Origin of the sequence: Halorubrum rutilum, assembly GCF_042665015.1 — an archaeon.
Classification (GTDB): domain Archaea; phylum Halobacteriota; class Halobacteria; order Halobacteriales; family Haloferacaceae; genus Halorubrum; species Halorubrum rutilum.
In genome coordinates, this window is the sequence record NZ_JBHTBL010000001.1 from 41674 (window position 1) to 57776 (window position 16103).

Genomic DNA, 16103 nt, shown 5'->3' on the forward strand with positions numbered 1-16103 from the left:
CGCGGCGGGAGGACCGATGAGTAGCGACGGCGCCCGCGTCGGCGTCGACATCGGCGGCACGTTCACCGACCTCGTCACGGTCACGGACGGGACGCTCGACGTCACGAAGACATCGTCGACGCCCGACGCGCCCGAGGTCGGCGTGACGGAGGGACTCGAACAGACGCGGGAGGCGACCGGGATCCGATTCGACGACGTCGGGTTCTTCGCGCACGGGACGACGGTCGCGACGAACGCGGTGCTGGAGGGCGACTGGGCGGAGACCGCGCTGGTCACGACCGAGGGGTTCCGCGACGCCCTCGAGATCGGGCGGCAGGCGCGCCCCGACATCTACGACTTCCAGACGGAGAAGCCCCCGACCGTCGTGCCGCGACACCGCCGGTACGAGGTCCCGGAGCGGATGGACGAGCGGGGCGACGTCTCGACCCCGCTCGACGAGGCCGCCGTCCGCGACGTGGCGGAGCGGCTCGCGGCGGCGGACGTGTCGAGCGTCGCGGTCAGCCTCCTCTTCGCGTACGAGAACGACGCCCACGAGCGCCGCGTCCGGGAGATCCTGGAGTCCGAGGGCGTCGAGGCGTCGGTCTCGCTTTCGAGCGACGTGTTGCCCGAGATCCGCGAGTACGAGCGCACGCTGACGACGGCGCTCAACGCGGCGCTGAAACCGGTGATGGACCGGTACCTCGGGAACCTGGAGGCCGAGATCGCCGACCTCGGGGTCCGCCCCGACCTCGAGATCATGCAGTCGAACGGCGGGATCATCACCGCGGACGTCGCGCGGACCCGCCCGGTGAACACGCTGCTCTCGGGCCCGGCGGCCGGCGTGCAGGGCGCGAGCTACGTCGCCGGGCTGGCCGGCGTCGAGGACCTCATCACGATGGACATGGGCGGCACGTCGTGCGACGTCTCGCTCGTCGAGGGCGGCGACCCGATGGTCGCCACCGACGTCGAGGTCGGGGAGTACCCGGTGAACGTGCCGATGATCGACGTCCACACCGTCGGCGCCGGCGGCGGGTCGATCGCGTGGATCGACGACGGCGACGCGCTCCGCGTCGGGCCGCGGTCCGCGGGCGCCGAGCCGGGGCCGATCTGCTACGGCCGCGGCGGGACGCGCCCGACGATCACCGACGCGCAGCTCCTGTTGGGCCGCCTGAACCCGGACGCGTTCCTCACGGACGAGCTGTCGGTCGACGTCGACCGGGTCGAGGCGATCTTCGAGCGGGAGCTCGCCGACCCGCTCGACACGTCGGTCGAGGCCGCCGCGCAGGGGGTGCTCGACGTCGCGAACGCGAGCATGGAGCGCGCCCTGCGCGTGGTGTCGGTCGAGCGCGGCCACGACCCGCGCGACTTCGGGCTCGTCGCCTTCGGCGGGGCCGGGCCGCTTCACGCGACGGCGCTCGCGGCCGAGCTCGACGTCCCGCGGGTGCTCGTCCCGCGGACCGCCGGCGTGCTCTCGGCGCTCGGGCTGCTGATCAGCGACGTCCTCTACGACTACAGCACCTCCCGCGTCCGGAGCTGGGAGGCGGTCGACCCGAGCGACCTCCGGGAGACCTTCGACGAGTTCGTCTCGCGCGGCCGCGAGCAGCTGGAAGCGGAGGGCCTGGACGCGTCGCAGACGCAGTTCGAGCGGTCGGTCGACCTGCGGTACGCCGGGCAGTCCTTCGAGCTGTCCGTCCCGGTCCCGGAAGGACCGATCGACTCGGGGACCAAGGCGGCGATCCGCGACCGGTTCCACGACAGACATCGCCAGCGGTACGGCCACGCCTACGACGACGAACCGGTCGAGCTGGTCACGCTCCGCACCCGCGCCCGCGGCGTCGTCGAGACGCCGGACCTCCGACAGGACGCGGTCGAAGGGGACGTCGCCGGCGCGGTCGCGGAGGAGCGGCCGGTGCACTTCGACGGGGACGTGCGCGACACGCGCGTCTACCGGCGGGAGCGGCTCCCCACCGACGCCGAGTTCGCCGGGCCGGCGATCGTCGAGGGCGCGGAGAGCACGGTCGTCGTCCGCCCCGGCCAGACGGTCGCGGTGGACGAGTACGGCACCCTCGTCGTGGAGGTCGACCCATGAGCGACGAGACGGACCCGGACGTCGACCCCGTGACCCTCGAAGTGACGCGGAACGCGGCCGCGGCCGTCTGCGAGGAGATGAACGCGAACCTGATCCGCACGGGGTACTCGCCGAACATCAAGGAGCGCCGCGACTGCTCGTGCGCCCTGTTCGACGCGGACGCCGAGATGGTCGCCCAGGCGGAGAACATGCCCGTCCACCTCGGCTCCATGCCGTTCTCCGTCCGGGCCGCGGTCGACCGGTTCCCGCGCGAGTCGCTGGACCCCGGCGACGCGATACTGCTCAACGACCCGTTCTACGGCGGGGCGCACCTCCCGGACCTCACGCTCGTCACGCCGGTGTACCACGACGGCGAGCTCGTCGCGTTCACCGCGAACCGCGCGCACCACGCGGACGTCGGCGGGTCACGCGCCGGGAGCGTCTCCGCGGACTCGACCGAGATCTACCAGGAGGGGCTCCGGATCCCGCCGGTGAAGCTCTTCGAGGCGGGCGAACCGAACGAGGCCGTCTTCGAGATGGTCCTCTCGAACGTCCGGACGCCCGACGAGCGCCGGGGCGACCTCCGCGCGCAGGAGGCCGCGAACGAGACCGGCCGCCGGCGGTTCTCCGAGCTCGCCGAGCGGTACGGGGCCGACGAGCTGACGGTCGCGCTGGAGGAGATCAAAGACTACTCCGAGCGCCGGATGCGGTCGGAGATCGAGTCGCTGCCCGACGGGACGTACTCGTTCGCAGACGTGCTCGACGACGACGGCGCCGGGACCGTCGACCTCCCGATCGAGGTCGCGCTGACGGTCGACGGCGACGAGGTCCGCGTCGACTTCGCCGGGACCGCGGACCAGACCGCCGGCCCGGTCAACGCGGTGTTCGCCGTGACCGCGTCGGCGACCTACTACGCCGTTCGCTGCGTGACCGATCCGGAGATCCCGCCGAACCACGGCTGCTACCGTCCGGTCACGATCGACGCCCCCGAGGGGAGCCTCGTGAACCCGGACCCGCCCGCGGCCGTCGTCGGCGGGAACTTGGAGACGTCGCAGCGCGTGACGGACGTCGTGCTCGGGGCGTTCGCCGAGGTCGTCCCCGAGCGGGTCGTCGCGGGCTCGCAGGGGACGATGAACAACGTCACGTTCGGCGGGCGGGACCCGCGGTCGGACGAGCCGTACGCGTTCTACGAGACCCAGGGCGGCGGGTTCGGCGGCCGCGCCGGGAAGGACGGGCTGGACGGCGTGCACGTCCACATGTCGAACACGATGAACACGCCCGCGGAGGTGCTCGAAACGGCGTACCCGCTGCGCGTCGCGCGCTACGAGCTCCGGGAGGACTCGGGCGGCGCGGGCGAGTTCCGCGGCGGGCTCGGGCTGCGCCGCGACATCACCGTCAGGGACCACACGGCGACGTTCAGCCTCCTCGCCGACCGACAGACCCACCGGCCGTACGGGCTGTTCGGCGGCGGCGACGGCGAGTCCGGGAGCGCGGTCCGGATCGACCCCGACGGCGACGCAGCGCGCCTCCCGCAGAAGTCCACGCACGCGCTGCCGCCGGGGACGACGGTGAGCATCCGGACGCCCGGGGCCGGCGGGTACGGCGACCCGGCCGCCCGGTCGACGGCCGCGATCGAGCGCGACCTGCGCGCGGGGAAGCTCTCGGTCGAGCGGGCCAGAGCGGCGTACGGCGACGACGCGATCGACGAGGTCCTCGGGTCGGGACCCGACCCCGAGAAGGAGGGTGAGCGACCGGATGAATGACCCGAACCGACCCCCCGCTCGGCCTGCGCGTCGCGCCCCACCTCGCCGTCGTGAGCGTGGGCTACGTCATGTTCGGGTACGCCGGCGTTCCGGAGTTCTACCTGGGCCGGTACGAGATCGGCTACGCCTCGTTCGGCCTCATGCTCTCGGCGACGCTGCTCCCGTTCGTCCTAGTGCAGTGGCCGGCCAGCAGGCTCGTGAAGCGGACCGCGACGACCCGGCTGTTGATCGCCGCGACGGTCGCTCAGGCGGCGCTCGCCTCGACCGTGGACTTCGCCCCGACGTTCCCGGCGGCGCTCGGCCTCCGGTTCCTGTGGGGGCTCGGGGCCGGGCTGGTCCTCAGCGTCGGCGCCACGCACGTCGCCCGCCTCTACGACGGCGACGCCGCGAGCCGGCAGCAGGGCGTCTACGGCGGGATGCTGACGCTCGGCGGGGCGTTCGGCTTCCTGATCGCGCCCCGGCTCGCGGCCGCGACGAACGGGATCGGGATCCACGCGCTCGGCGCGCTCGGCGCGGTCCCCGCCGTCGGCGCGCTGTACCGGAACCGATCCGACCGACTGACCGCCCCGCCGAACGCGGCCTCCGGCGCCGCCGACGCGTCGGCGCTGACGGACCGGGTCGTGCTCCTCGCGTCGCTCTGCTACGTCGCCGCCATCGGGTCGTACCTGACGCTGTCGGCGTTCGTCACCGCGTACTTCGAGGACGTCGGGATCGGCGGGCCGCTGAACGCGCTCGTGCTCGGCGTCGCGACCCTCGGCCGGGCGGCCGGCGGGAGCGCCGTCGTCGGCCTCCCCGTCACCGATCCGAGGGTCATCGCGGGCGCGTCGACGGTCGCCGCGCTCGGGTTCGGGGCGCTCGCCGCGGCGCCGTCGGGCCCGCTCCGCGTCGGGCTGCCGGTGCTCGTCATGCTGGCGGTGTCGCTCCCGTTCGGCGCGATATACAACGTCGCCGCCGGCGCGACCGCCGCGGAGGGCAGCGCGCTGGCGACGGTCATCGCGATCGGCAACCTCGTCGCGCTCGCGTTACCGGCCGTCACGGGGTCCATCCGGGACGCCACGGGCGGGTACGAGGGCGCGTTCGCGCTGCTCGTCGGACTGAACGCGCTCGCGGTCGGCTCGGCGGTCCTCATCGCGCGAGCGCGCCGATGACGCGACGCTCGCTCTCACGCCGGACCCGTCCCGCCCGCGGAGGTGCCCGCCATGGTTAGCGCGGGCCTGCTGGACGCGACGGCACAGGGGCTGATAACCGGCGCCGTGATCGCCGGCGGGGCGCTGGGGCTCTCGCTGATCTACGACATCGCGGAGGTCCCGAACTTCGCCCACGGCGACATGATCACCGTCGGCGCGTACCTCGCGCTCGTCTTCAACAACCCCGCGGCGATCCCGTTCCTCCCGGCGTTCGGCTCCGTGCCGCTCCCGCTCGCCGCGGTCCTCGGAGTCGCGCTGGCGGGCGGCCTCGGCGCCGCGTACGAGCTGGCGATCTTCCGGAAGTTCCGACGCAGGGACGCGGACCTGATCACGATGGTGATCGTCTCGCTCGGGCTCGCGCTCGTGCTGCGGAACGCCGTGCTGTTCCTCGTCGGGTCGAAGAACATCCAGTATCAGACGCAGAGCGTCGTCACGACCGACTTCGACTTCCTGCTCACGCGGGGCGGCGTCACCGTCGTCACGACCCAGCGGCGGGCCGGCGAGCTCGTCACGACCGGCGAGTGGGGGTACCCGTGGTGGCTCGTCGTCGCCGGGCTGCTCGCCGCCGTCGCCGTCGGCTACGCGACCTTCGCGCTCTCCAGCGAGGACGACGACTTCACCGCGGTCCACCTCGTCCCGCCGCGGATCCTGGCCGCCGCCGGGAGCGTCGCCACCCTCCTCGTCGTCGGCGCGGTCGTCCGACTCGGCCCGCAGGGGACCGATTACCTCCTCGGCACCCGCGTCGGCCTGAACGTCAAGCACGTCACGATACTGGCGGTGGTCGTCGCGGCGATGTTCGTCCTGAACGTGCTTCTGAAGACGACCGACCTCGGCCGCGCGATGCGGGCGACCGCGGACAACACGGACCTCGCGGAGGTCCGCGGCGTCGACGCCGACAGGGTGCAGCTCGTCGTCTGGGTCGTCGCCGCGATGCTCGCCGCGCTCGCCGGGATCCTCACCGGATGGTTCGCGACGAACCTCACGCCGAACATGGGGTTCGCGCTCCTGCTGCCGATCTTCGCGGCCGTGATCCTCGGCGGGATCTCCTCCCCGTACGGGGCCGTCGCCGGCGCGATGATCATCGGCCTGAGCATGGACGTCGGCGTCTACCTGCTGCCGGCCGGCTCCTCGACGTACCGGGTGGCGATCGCGTTCGTCATCCTGATCGGCGTCCTGCTCGTCAGACCCGAGGGCATCTGGGGTGACGTCTGATGGCGGTCGCCGACTTCCTCATCACGCTCCTGACGTTCGTCGCGATCTACGGCCTGTTCGGCATCGGGCTGAACCTCAAGTTCGGGTTCACCGGCCTCATCGACTTCGGCCACGTCGCGTACTTCATGATCGGCGCCTACGTGACCGTGGTCCTGACGATGCCCGCCGGCCCCGCCGGATACGCCGGGATCGGCGGGTTCGCGCTCCCGGAGCTGTTCGGCGCGCTCGGCCCGCTCGGCGGCTTCCTCGGCTGGGCGCTCGGCGTGCTCGGCGGGATGGCCGCGGCGGCGCTCGTCTCGCTCGCGGTCGGGGTCCCCACGCTGCGGCTCCGCGAGGACTACCTCGCGATCACCGCGCTCGGGATCGCCACAATCCTCACGACCGTCGTGAACGACGAGGAGTGGCTGTTCAACGGCCCGTTCGGCATCAACACCGTTCACGCGCCGCTCCGCGACGTCTTCCCCGTCGGCCTCGGCGAGTTCACGCTGAACATGGCCGTCTTCGGCGCCCTGTCGCTCGCCGCGTTCGCCCTCTTCGGGTACTGGCTCGCGGGGGCGTTCCGACGACGGGGTCGCCGCGGGAGGCTCGTCCTCGCCGTCCTCGTCCCGCTCGTCGCTGTCTGGTACTTCGTCCTCCCGACGCTCGACGGCGGCACGGTCGCGCTCACCCGGAACGCGCTCTGGCTGTTCGACCCGACGGCCGGTCCGGAGGGCGGGATGGATTACGACCGGTTCGTCCTCCTGCTGTCGGTCGCGGCGCTCGCCGGGGGGTACTGGCTCGTGGAACGGACGATCAACAGCCCGTACGGCAGGGTCCTGCGAGCGGTCCGCGAGGACGAGGACGTCCCCAGGGCGCTCGGCAAGGAGACGTTCCGGTACAAGATCCAGGCGCTGATGCTCGGGTCGGCGCTCGCGGGGGCCGCGGGGGCGCTGTGGGCGGTCAACATCGGGTTCATCGCCCCGGACCAGTTCGCCGCGACGATCACGTTCTACGCCTTCACCGCCGTCATCGTCGGCGGCACCGCCAACAACAAGGGCGTGATCCTGGGCACCGCGTTCTTCTGGGGCGTCCGCAACGGGACGCGGTTCATCGACGTCCCGTCGCAGTACTCAATCCAGCTCGCGGCGGCCCGGCTCATGCTGATCGGCGTCGTGCTGATGGTTATCCTGTACTACCGCCCCGAGGGGCTCCTCGGCGAACAGGAGTACGACGTCCCGCTCCCGTCGTGGGACGCCTCCGGAGGGACCGACGATGACTGAAGGGAACACACCGACACCGACGACCGACGCGACGCCGACGGAGAGCCCGGCGGTCGGAGACGACCGCGACCCGATCCTCCGGGTCGAGAACCTCACTAAACGGTTCGGCGGCATCACCGCGCTCGACGGGGTCGATCTGACCGTCGATCCCGGGATCACCGGCCTCATCGGTCCGAACGGGGCCGGGAAGACGACCCTCTTCGACTGTCTCACGGGCTTTCACGAGCCGGACCAGGGCCGGGTCCGGCTCTACGACGCGGACGTCACCGGCGACGGGCCGCCGGCGGTCGCACAGCAGGGCATGGTCCGGACCTTCCAGATCCCCCGCGAACTGGCGGAGATGACCGTGTTCGAGAACCTGTTGCTCGCTCCGATGCACCAGCACGGCGAGCGGCTCCGCGGCGCGTGGACCCGGGGCGACCGGTTCGCCGAGGAGGAGCTGGCGGTCCGAGACCGCGCCCGCGAGATCGCCGCGTTCTTCGAGATCGACCACCTCCTCGACGAGCCCGCCGGCAGCCTCTCGGGCGGCCAGCGGAAGCTCCTCGAAATCGCCCGCGTGCTGCTGACCGATCCGGACATCGTGCTCCTCGACGAGCCGCTCGCCGGCGTGAATCCGACCCTCGAACGGAAGATCCTGGGTCGGATCGAGGATCTCGTCGACGACGGCTACTCGTTCCTCCTCATCGAACACGACATCGACCTCATCATGGACAACTGCGAGCGCGTGATCGTCATGCACCGGGGCGAGGTCCTGACGACGGGGTCCCCGGCGGACGTGCAATCGGACGAGCGCGTGATCGAGGCGTACCTCGGGGGTGACGACGTGTGACGGTGTTGGAACTCGACGGGCTGGACGCCGGCTACGGCGACCTGCAGATCCTCTCGGACGTCGACCTGACCGTCGACGACGGCGAGTACGTGACGATCGTCGGGCCGAACGGCGCGGGGAAGTCCACGGCGATGAAGGCCGTCCTCGGGCTGGTGACTCACATGGGCGGGTCGATCACGCTCAACGGGGAGTCCGTCGAGGGGATGGACACCAACGCGATCATCGAGCGCGGCGTGAGCTACGTGCCCCAGAGCGACAACCTGTTCCCGTCGATGACGGTCCGGGAGAACCTCCTCATGGGCGCGTTCAGCCTGCCGGAGGTCCCCGAGGACCGACTGGAGGACGTGCTCGACCGGTTCCCGATCCTGCGGGAGCGACAGCGGCAGCGCGCCGGGACGATGAGCGGAGGCCAACAGCAGATGCTCGCGATGGGGTCGGCGCTGATGGTCGATCCGGACGTCCTGCTGCTGGACGAGCCCTCCGCGGGGCTGGCTCCCGAGCTCGTCGAGGAGACGTTCGACCGGATCGACGAGATCAACGACGCCGGCACGGCCGTCCTCATGGTCGAGCAGAACGCGAAGCGAGCGCTGCGGCGCTGCGACCGCGGGTACGTCCTCGTCAACGGCGAGAACGCGTACGAGGGGCCGGGGACGGAGCTGCTGCACGACCCGGAGGTCCGCGAGCGGTTCCTCGGGGGGTGATCGGCGTCTCCTTCAGGACCGTCAGGAAAGCGGATGGGTTGGGGCGGATTCGAACCGCCGGCCTGCTCCGTGTGAAGGAGCCGTCATAACCTGGCTAGACCACCAACCCGCTCGTATCGAGGTACCCGACCTCCGGACTTAAGAGTTATCTTACGACGTTGCAACCGGAACCCAACGACTTCGGCCAATTACCGGTCCGAGAACGCGTGTCTCCGACCCCACATCCGGTCCGTCCGCACGGGGGCTGTGTCCTCCCGCTCGCGCCGAATCGACACCATTTAAGCCGCTATCGGTCCCCGTTCGAGACGGATGAAACTACACGAACATCAGGCGAAGACCATCTTCGCGGACGCCGGGATCCCGGTGCCGGACTCCCGGCTCGCGACGACCGTCGAGGAGGCCCTCGACGCCGTCGACGAGATCGGCTACCCCGCGGCGATCAAAGCGCAGGTCCACGTGGGCGGCCGCGGCAAGGCCGGCGGCATCAAGATCGCGACCGACCGCGACGAGGCCGAGCGGTACGCCGAGGAGATCCTCGGGATGGACCTCAAGGGCTACACGGTCGACTCGGTGCTCGTCGAGGCCGGCGTCGACTTCGTGGACGAGCTGTACGTCGGCGTCACGATGGACCGCGGCGCGGGCGAGCCGGTCCTGATGGTGTCGACCGAGGGCGGCGTCAACATCGAGGAGGTTGCCGAGGAGACCCCCGATGCGATCGCGCGCGAGCACGTCGACCCCGCGTTCGGCCTCCACCCGTACCAGGCCCGGAAGGTCGTCTACGAGGCCGGCGTCGACGCCGACGTCGCGCTCGACGTCGCCTCGATCCTCTCGACGCTGTACGACCTCTACGAGTCGAACGACGCCTCCGAGATCGAGGTCAACCCCGTCATGATCACGGGCGACCGCGACGTCGTCGCGGCGGACGCCGTGATGAACATCGACGAGGACGCGCTGTTCCGCCAGCCCGACCTCGCGGAGATGGCCGAGGCGTCCTACGAGGACGACCTCGAACGCAAGGCCGGCGAGTACGGCTTCGACTACGTCCGCCTCTCGGGCAACGTCGGCATCATCGGGAACGGCGCCGGGCTCGTGATGACGACGCTCGACCTGGTCGACTACTACGGCGGCAAGCCCGCCAACTTCCTCGACATCGGCGGCGGCGCGAAGGCCGAGCGCGTCACGCAGGCGCTCGACATGGTCTTCTCCGACCCCAACGTCGACAGCGTCGTCTTCAACATCTTCGGCGGGATCACCCGCGGCGACGAGGTCGCCAAGGGGATCAACGAGGCGCTCGCGGAGTTCGACGAGATCCCGAAGCCGGTCGTCGTCCGGCTCGCCGGGACCAACGCCGAGGAGGGGATGGAGATCTTGAACACCGACCTGATCGAGGTCGAGGAGACGCTGGAGGCGGCGGTCCAGCGTGCGGTGAAGAACGCCGAGGAGGTGACCCAATGAGCATTTTCGTCGACGACGACACCAGGGTGGTAGTCCAGGGGATCACCGGCGGGGAAGGGAAGTTCCACGCCGGCCAGATGATCGAGTACGGCACGAACGTCGTCGCCGGCGCGGTGCCCGGCAAGGGCGGCCAGGAGGTCGCCGGCGTCCCCGTCTACGACACGGTCGACGAAGCCGTGGAGGCCGAAGACGCCGACGCGTCCGTCATCTTCGTTCCGCCGGCGTTCGCGGGCGACGCGATCTTCGAGGCGCTCGACACCGACCTCGACCTCGCCGTCGCGATCACCGAGGGGATCCCGACCCAGGACATGGCGAAGGTGAACAAGCGCCTTTCGGAGACCGACACGCGGCTGCTCGGCCCGAACTGCCCGGGGATCATCACGCCCGGCGAGGCGAAGCTCGGCATCCTGCCCGGCAACATCTTCGCCGACGGCAACGTGGGGCTCGTCTCCCGCTCCGGCACCCTCACCTACCAGGTCGTCGACAACCTCACCGAGCGCGGCATCGGGCAGACGACCGCCATCGGCATCGGCGGCGACCCGATCATCGGGACCTCGTTCGTCGACGCGCTAGAGGCGTTCGAGGCCGACCCGGAGACCGACGCGGTCGTGATGTGCGGCGAGATCGGCGGGGAGGACGAGGAGCAGGCCGCGAGGTTCATCGGCGAGCACATGGACACGCCGGTCACGGGCTTCATCGCCGGGCGCACGGCGCCGCCGGGCAAGCGGATGGGCCACGCGGGCGCCATCGTCTCCGGCTCCGGCACGGGCACCGCGCAGTCGAAGATCGACGCGCTCAACGACGCGGGCGTCCCCGTCGGCGACACCCCCGAAGAGGTCGCCGACCACGTCGAGGACTTCCTGTAGTCGGCGACCCCCGGGGCGTCGGGATGCCCGAGAGGGACCGACGCCGCCTCGCTCCGACCCGGGGCGTTCCGGTTCTCAGTCCTGGTCATCGGAGCGTAAGGTAAAATTACCGGTGGCGTGACGGGCACCCATGGACACCGCTTCCGGGGACGCCGACTCGGGGGGCGCCGGCGACTCCCCCGAGGCCGACGCCTTCCGCGGATCCGATCCGGCCGGCGGCGGTTCCCGACGGGTGCTCTTCGTCGACGACGAGCCCGGCGCCGCCGACCTCGCGGCGACCCACGTCGAGCGGCTGGTCGAGGGGATCGAGACGGTCACGTTCACCGCCCCCGACGAGGCGCTCGCGGCGGTCGAGACGGACCGCGTCGACTGCGTCGTCAGCGACTTCGACATGCCCGGCAGCGACGGGCTCGAACTGCTCACCGACGTCCGCGCGGTCGACCCCGGGATCCCGTTCGTGCTGTTCACGGGGAAGGGGTCCGAGGAGATCGCCAGCGAGGCGATCTCCGCGGGCGTGACGGACTACCTCCAGAAGGGCGCCGGCCGGGACCGGTACGAGATGCTCGCGAACAGCGTCGCGAACGCGCTGGAGCGACGCCGGGCCGAGCGGGACCTCCGCGAGGTGAACGCGAAGGTGACCGCGCTCCACGAGTTCGCGACGGACGTCGCCGCCTGCGACCGCGTCGACGACGTGTTCGAGCGGACCGTCGCCGCCGCGGAGGGCGTCCTGGAGTTCGACCGGTGCGTCACGGCCCGCCGCGAGGGGGACCTGCTCGTCCCCGCGGCGCTCTCGGAGAGCGTCACCGACGACGAGGTCCGGGCGTTCGAGGTCGGCGAGGGGGTCGTCGGCACCACGGCGGCCGAGGGGCGGACGATGGTCGTCGACAACGTCAGCGTCGACCCCGCCGACCCGGACCAGTTGGAGGACCCGGAGAACTGCGACCGCCCGGGCGCGGGTCCCTCCGGCGACTCCGACCGCCTCGGCGACCCCGACCGACTCGACGGCTCTGACCCCTTCGACGGCTCTGACCCCTTCGACGGCTCTGACCCCTTCGACGGCTCTGACCCCTTCGACGGCTCCGACCCCTTCGACGGCTCCGACCCTCTCGACGACCCCGACCGGGCCGACGGGAGCGCGGTCGCCGACCCGGTCGCCGACGACGTCCGGTCGGCGATCAGCGTCCCGATCGGATCGTACGGCGTGGTACAGGCCGTCTCGGACGGATACGCCGCATTCGACGACGGCGACATCGAGTTCGCGGAGCTGCTGGCCGCCCACGCGGCCGACGCGATCGACCAGATCGAGACGGAGAACGCCCTGCGGGCCGAGCGCGACCGGCTGACGGCGCTGTTCGACGACCTCCCGCTGCCGGCCGCGAGGACGGTCGCGCTCGGCGACGGCGAGCGTCGCCTCGACGCCACGAACGAGGCGTTCGAGCGGACGTTCGGCTACTCGACGGCCGACCACGGCTACCGCGAGATCCGCGAGGGGATCGTTCTGGAGGACGCCGACCCCCCCGATCCCGAGGCGATCCTCGACGCGGAGGAGACGCCCCGCCTCGAAGTGCGCCGCCGCACGACCGACGGGATCAGGGACTTCATCCTGCACGTGATCCCCGTGCGACGCCCGGAGGAGACGGTCGTCTACAGCGTCTACGCCGACATCGGCGAGCAGAAGCGGGTCGAGCGGACGCTCCGCCGCCTCCACGAGACGACCCGCGAGATGTTCCGCGGCGAGGACCGCGAGGAGATCGCCGAGCTCGCGACGCGGGCCGCGATCGACATCCTCGAGTTCCCGAGCAGCGGCGTCCGGCTGTACGACCCCGACGCGGGGAAGCTGCTGCCGACCGCCATCAGCGAGGAGGCGACCGCCGCGCTGGGCGAGCGCCCCGCGTTCGGCCCGGGCGACGGTCGGATATGGGAGGCGTTCGAGACCGGCGAGCCGATCCGCGTCGACGACCTCGACGACGTCGACACCCCGGTCGGCTACGGCGACCACCGGAGCCTGCTCGTCGTCCCGCTCGGCGACCACGGGGTGATGCCGCTCGGCTCGCGCGAACCGGGGTTCTTCGACGACACGGCGACGCAGCTGGCGCGGGTGTTGGCGGCCAACGTCACCGTGGCGCTCGACGGCGCCGAGCGCACGGCGCAGCTCCGGGACCGCGACGACGCGCTCCAGCGCGAGATCGACCGACTGGAGAAGTTCGCCGGGCTCGTCTCCCACGACCTGCGGAGCCCGCTCAACGTCGCGGCCGGCCGGCTCGAACTCGTGCGGGAGTCCGTCGACGACCCGGACGCGCTCGACGAGATCGACCGCGTCGGCGACGCCCACGACCGGATGAGCCAGCTCATCGACGACCTCCTGGCGCTGGCGCGGCAGGGCCGGACCGTCGACGACCTCGAGTCGGTCGACCTCCCCGAGGCGGCGGCGACCGCGTGGCGCACCGTCGACACCGCCGGCGCGGCGCTCGACGCGCCCGACGGTTCCGTCGCGGTCGACGCCGACCCGGAGCGCCTGCGGACGCTCCTGGAGAACCTGTTCGCGAACAGCGTGGAGCACGGTTCCACTAGCAGTCGGGCGGTACCCGACGACAGCGTGGAGCACGGCTCCACTGACAGCCGGACGAAGTCCGGCGACAGCGTGGAACACGGTTCCACTGGCAGTCGGGCGGAGCCCGACGACGACGCGGCCGACGCCGGCCGCGAAGTCACCGTCACGGTCGGCGCGCTCCCGGACGGGTTCTTCGTCGCGGACGACGGGGACGGGTTCGACGTCGACCCCGAGGAGGCGCTCGAATACGGGACCTCGAACGACCCGCGCGGCACCGGGTTCGGGCTCGCGATCGTCCGCGAGATCGCGGCCGCGCACGGCTGGACGCTCACGATCGACGACGCGGACGGGGCGCGGTTCGAGTTCCGCACGGACGACTGACGGCCCGTCGCGACGACGTGGTATATAAAATAACGGGGAGCTGTGCGGTGCGGGTACACACCCGGGCCACGGTTATGCCCGACTCGCCCGTGTAGACGAGGTATGGACGACAGTGCCCGCGAGCTGCTCGAGCCGCTCCCGCCGAGCGCCAAACTGGTCTACTACGTCCTCGACGAGGAGGGCCGGTTCGACCAGACCGGGCTCGCCGAGGAGACGCGCCTCTCCACCAGAACCGTCCGCTTCGCGGTCGAGAAGCTCACCGAGGTCGGGCTCGTCGAGGAGGGGCTCTGTCCCCGCGACGCCCGCCGGTCGGTGTACGCCCCGGTCCCCGAGTCGGAGCGCTCGGGCGACGCCGAGCCCGAGGCCGCCTCGGAGCCCGACGCCGAGGCCCCCACGGCGGCCGCGGTCGCCGAGGACTGACGGCGGTCGCCGTCGACCTGGCCGGATCCGCTCCTTTTACATCCGATCCGCTCCCGGCCCGCCCCCGATCCGTCGCGCTTTTGCCCGCGGGACCGGTAGTGGGCCCACTCGATGGCGACGTATCACATCGAAACCTACGGCTGCAGTTCGAACCGGGGTGAGAGCCGGGAGATAGAGCGCGCGCTCCGCGACGGCGGCCACCGCCCGGCGGACGGCCCGGAGGACGCCGACGTCGCCATCCTCAACACCTGCACGGTCGTCGAGAAGACGGAGCGGAACATGCTCCGGCGCGCCGAGGAGCTCCAGGAGACGGCGGCCGACCTCGTCGTCACCGGCTGCATGGCGCTCGCGCAGGGCGAGGCCTTCGAGGAGGCCGGGATCGACGCCGAGATCCTCCACTGGGACGAGGTGCCGACGTACGCGCTCAACGGCGAGTGCCCGACGACCACGCCCGACGCCGAGCCCGTCCTCGACGGCGTCGTCGGGCTCCTCCCCATCGCTCGCGGCTGCATGAGCAACTGCTCGTACTGCATCACGAAGTTCGCGACCGGGCGGGTCGACTCCCCGCCGGTCGAGGAGAACGTCGAGAAGGCCCGCGCGCTGGTCCACGCCGGCGCGAAGGAGATCCGCGTCACGGGACAGGACACCGGCGTCTACGGCTGGGACGACGGGGATCGGAAGCTCCCCGAACTGCTCGACCGCATCTGCGACATCGACGGCGAGTTCCGGGTCCGGCTCGGGATGGCGAACCCCGGCGGCATCCACGGGATCCACGAGGAGCTGGCCGACGTGTTCGCCGCGAACGAGGAGCTGTACGACTTCATCCACGCGCCGGTCCAGTCCGGCTCCGACGACGTGCTCGAAGACATGCGCCGACAGCACCGCGTCGAGAAGTTCCGCGAGGTCGTCGCGACGTTCGACGACCGGCTCGACCACTGGACGCTCTCGACCGACTTCATCGTCGGCTTCCCCACCGAGGACGAGACCGACCACGAGCGGTCGATGGACCTGCTCGCCGAGGTCCGCCCGGAGAAGATCAACGTCACGCGCTTCTCGAAGCGCCCCGGCACCGACGCCGCCGACATGAAGGGACTCGGCGGCACAGTGAAAAAGGAGCGCTCGAAGGCGATGTCCGAGCTGAAGATGGAGGTCGTCGGCGAGGCGTACGAGTCGATGGTCGGCGAGACGTTCGAGGTGCTCGTCGTTGAGGAGGGCACCGGCGACTCCGTGAAGTGCCGCGACTCCGCGTACCGCCAGATCATCGTGCGGAACGCGACCGAACGCGGGGTCGACGTGGGCGACTTCCTGGACGTCGAGGTGACCGGCCACAACACCGTCTACGCGTTCGGCGATCCGGTCGACGAGGCGGGGTCCGGCCCCGCCGGCGTCGAGGACGCGGGAGCGGTCCTGGGCGACGACTGACCGAGCGACA

The 16103-nt window shown here is 71.4% G+C and carries 12 protein-coding genes and 1 tRNA gene; 12 read left to right on the forward strand and 1 reads right to left on the reverse strand.

Features of this window, described 5'->3' with window-relative positions:
- Positions 1 to 16: 16 nt before the first annotated feature.
- From ACFQMF_RS00260 to ACFQMF_RS00290, 7 genes are read left to right on the forward strand one after another with little or no spacing between them, the layout of a single operon-like run.
- Complete coding sequence (locus tag ACFQMF_RS00260; RefSeq protein WP_256407868.1) at positions 17 to 2068, forward strand: hydantoinase/oxoprolinase family protein; 2052 nt, start codon at positions 17 to 19, stop codon at positions 2066 to 2068.
- Complete coding sequence (locus ACFQMF_RS00265; protein WP_256407867.1) at positions 2065 to 3810, forward strand: hydantoinase B/oxoprolinase family protein; 1746 nt, start codon at positions 2065 to 2067, stop codon at positions 3808 to 3810. The genes ACFQMF_RS00260 and ACFQMF_RS00265 overlap by 4 nt, the downstream gene beginning before the upstream one ends.
- Positions 3807 to 4958 (forward strand): MFS transporter, encoded by a 1152-nt coding sequence (locus ACFQMF_RS00270; protein WP_256407866.1) that lies wholly within the window; start codon positions 3807 to 3809, stop codon positions 4956 to 4958. The genes ACFQMF_RS00265 and ACFQMF_RS00270 overlap by 4 nt, the downstream gene beginning before the upstream one ends.
- A 51-nt stretch (positions 4959 to 5009) precedes the next feature.
- Positions 5010 to 6209 carry a branched-chain amino acid ABC transporter permease gene (locus ACFQMF_RS00275; RefSeq protein ID WP_256407865.1) on the forward strand — a complete coding sequence of 400 codons (1200 nt, stop codon included), beginning with the start codon at positions 5010 to 5012 and terminating at the stop codon, positions 6207 to 6209.
- Positions 6209 to 7468, forward strand: coding sequence for a branched-chain amino acid ABC transporter permease (locus tag ACFQMF_RS00280; protein WP_256407864.1), 1260 nt, complete (start codon positions 6209 to 6211; stop codon positions 7466 to 7468). The genes ACFQMF_RS00275 and ACFQMF_RS00280 overlap by 1 nt, the downstream gene beginning before the upstream one ends.
- Complete coding sequence (locus tag ACFQMF_RS00285; protein WP_256407863.1) at positions 7461 to 8297, forward strand: ABC transporter ATP-binding protein; 837 nt, start codon at positions 7461 to 7463, stop codon at positions 8295 to 8297. The genes ACFQMF_RS00280 and ACFQMF_RS00285 overlap by 8 nt, the downstream gene beginning before the upstream one ends.
- Positions 8294 to 8998, forward strand: a complete 705-nt coding sequence (locus ACFQMF_RS00290; protein WP_256407862.1) for an ABC transporter ATP-binding protein — start codon at positions 8294 to 8296, stop codon at positions 8996 to 8998. The genes ACFQMF_RS00285 and ACFQMF_RS00290 overlap by 4 nt, the downstream gene beginning before the upstream one ends.
- 34 nt (positions 8999 to 9032) lie before the next feature.
- Here ACFQMF_RS00290 and ACFQMF_RS00295 read toward each other — a convergent pair.
- Positions 9033 to 9107: transfer RNA gene (locus tag ACFQMF_RS00295), tRNA-Val, on the reverse strand.
- Positions 9108 to 9307: 200 nt separating this feature from the next.
- On the opposite strand from ACFQMF_RS00295, the gene sucC reads away from it, so the two are divergent.
- The 5 genes from sucC (at position 9308) to ACFQMF_RS00320 (ending at position 16093) form a co-directional block, all read left to right on the forward strand.
- The gene (gene sucC, locus ACFQMF_RS00300) at positions 9308 to 10453 is read left to right on the forward strand and encodes an ADP-forming succinate--CoA ligase subunit beta (protein WP_256407861.1); all 1146 of its coding nucleotides are present in this window, start codon (positions 9308 to 9310) and stop codon (positions 10451 to 10453) included.
- On the forward strand, positions 10450 to 11319 hold the full coding sequence (sucD, locus tag ACFQMF_RS00305; protein WP_256407860.1) for a succinate--CoA ligase subunit alpha: 870 nt from the start codon (positions 10450 to 10452) through the stop codon (positions 11317 to 11319). Before sucC ends, sucD begins: the two co-directional genes overlap by 4 nt.
- Positions 11320 to 11449: 130 nt before the next feature.
- Entirely contained in the window at positions 11450 to 14251 is a 2802-nt protein-coding gene (locus ACFQMF_RS00310) for a GAF domain-containing protein (protein WP_256407859.1), read from the forward strand.
- A gap of 102 nt (positions 14252 to 14353) precedes the next feature.
- On the forward strand, positions 14354 to 14671 hold the full coding sequence (locus ACFQMF_RS00315; RefSeq protein ID WP_256407858.1) for a helix-turn-helix domain-containing protein: 318 nt from the start codon (positions 14354 to 14356) through the stop codon (positions 14669 to 14671).
- 111 nt (positions 14672 to 14782) lie between these two features.
- Entirely contained in the window at positions 14783 to 16093 is a 1311-nt protein-coding gene (locus ACFQMF_RS00320) for a tRNA (N(6)-L-threonylcarbamoyladenosine(37)-C(2))-methylthiotransferase (protein WP_256407857.1), read from the forward strand.
- Positions 16094 to 16103 lie beyond the last annotated feature (10 nt).

Bases quoted from the DNA above. Each gene is read 5' to 3' on its own strand.
- ACFQMF_RS00260 (WP_256407868.1), top strand. From the start codon at position 17: ATGAGTAGCGACGGCGCCCGCGTCGGCGTCGACATCGGCGGCACGTTC.
- ACFQMF_RS00265 (WP_256407867.1), top strand. From the start codon at position 2,065: ATGAGCGACGAGACGGACCCGGACGTCGACCCCGTGACCCTCGAAGTG.
- ACFQMF_RS00270 (WP_256407866.1), top strand. From the start codon at position 3,807: ATGACCCGAACCGACCCCCCGCTCGGCCTGCGCGTCGCGCCCCACCTC.
- ACFQMF_RS00275 (WP_256407865.1), top strand. From the start codon at position 5,010: ATGGTTAGCGCGGGCCTGCTGGACGCGACGGCACAGGGGCTGATAACC.
- ACFQMF_RS00280 (WP_256407864.1), top strand. From the start codon at position 6,209: ATGGCGGTCGCCGACTTCCTCATCACGCTCCTGACGTTCGTCGCGATC.
- ACFQMF_RS00285 (WP_256407863.1), top strand. From the start codon at position 7,461: ATGACTGAAGGGAACACACCGACACCGACGACCGACGCGACGCCGACG.
- sucC (WP_256407861.1), top strand. From the start codon at position 9,308: ATGAAACTACACGAACATCAGGCGAAGACCATCTTCGCGGACGCCGGG.
- sucD (WP_256407860.1), top strand. From the start codon at position 10,450: ATGAGCATTTTCGTCGACGACGACACCAGGGTGGTAGTCCAGGGGATC.
- ACFQMF_RS00310 (WP_256407859.1), top strand. From the start codon at position 11,450: ATGGACACCGCTTCCGGGGACGCCGACTCGGGGGGCGCCGGCGACTCC.
- ACFQMF_RS00315 (WP_256407858.1), top strand. From the start codon at position 14,354: ATGGACGACAGTGCCCGCGAGCTGCTCGAGCCGCTCCCGCCGAGCGCC.
- ACFQMF_RS00320 (WP_256407857.1), top strand. From the start codon at position 14,783: ATGGCGACGTATCACATCGAAACCTACGGCTGCAGTTCGAACCGGGGT.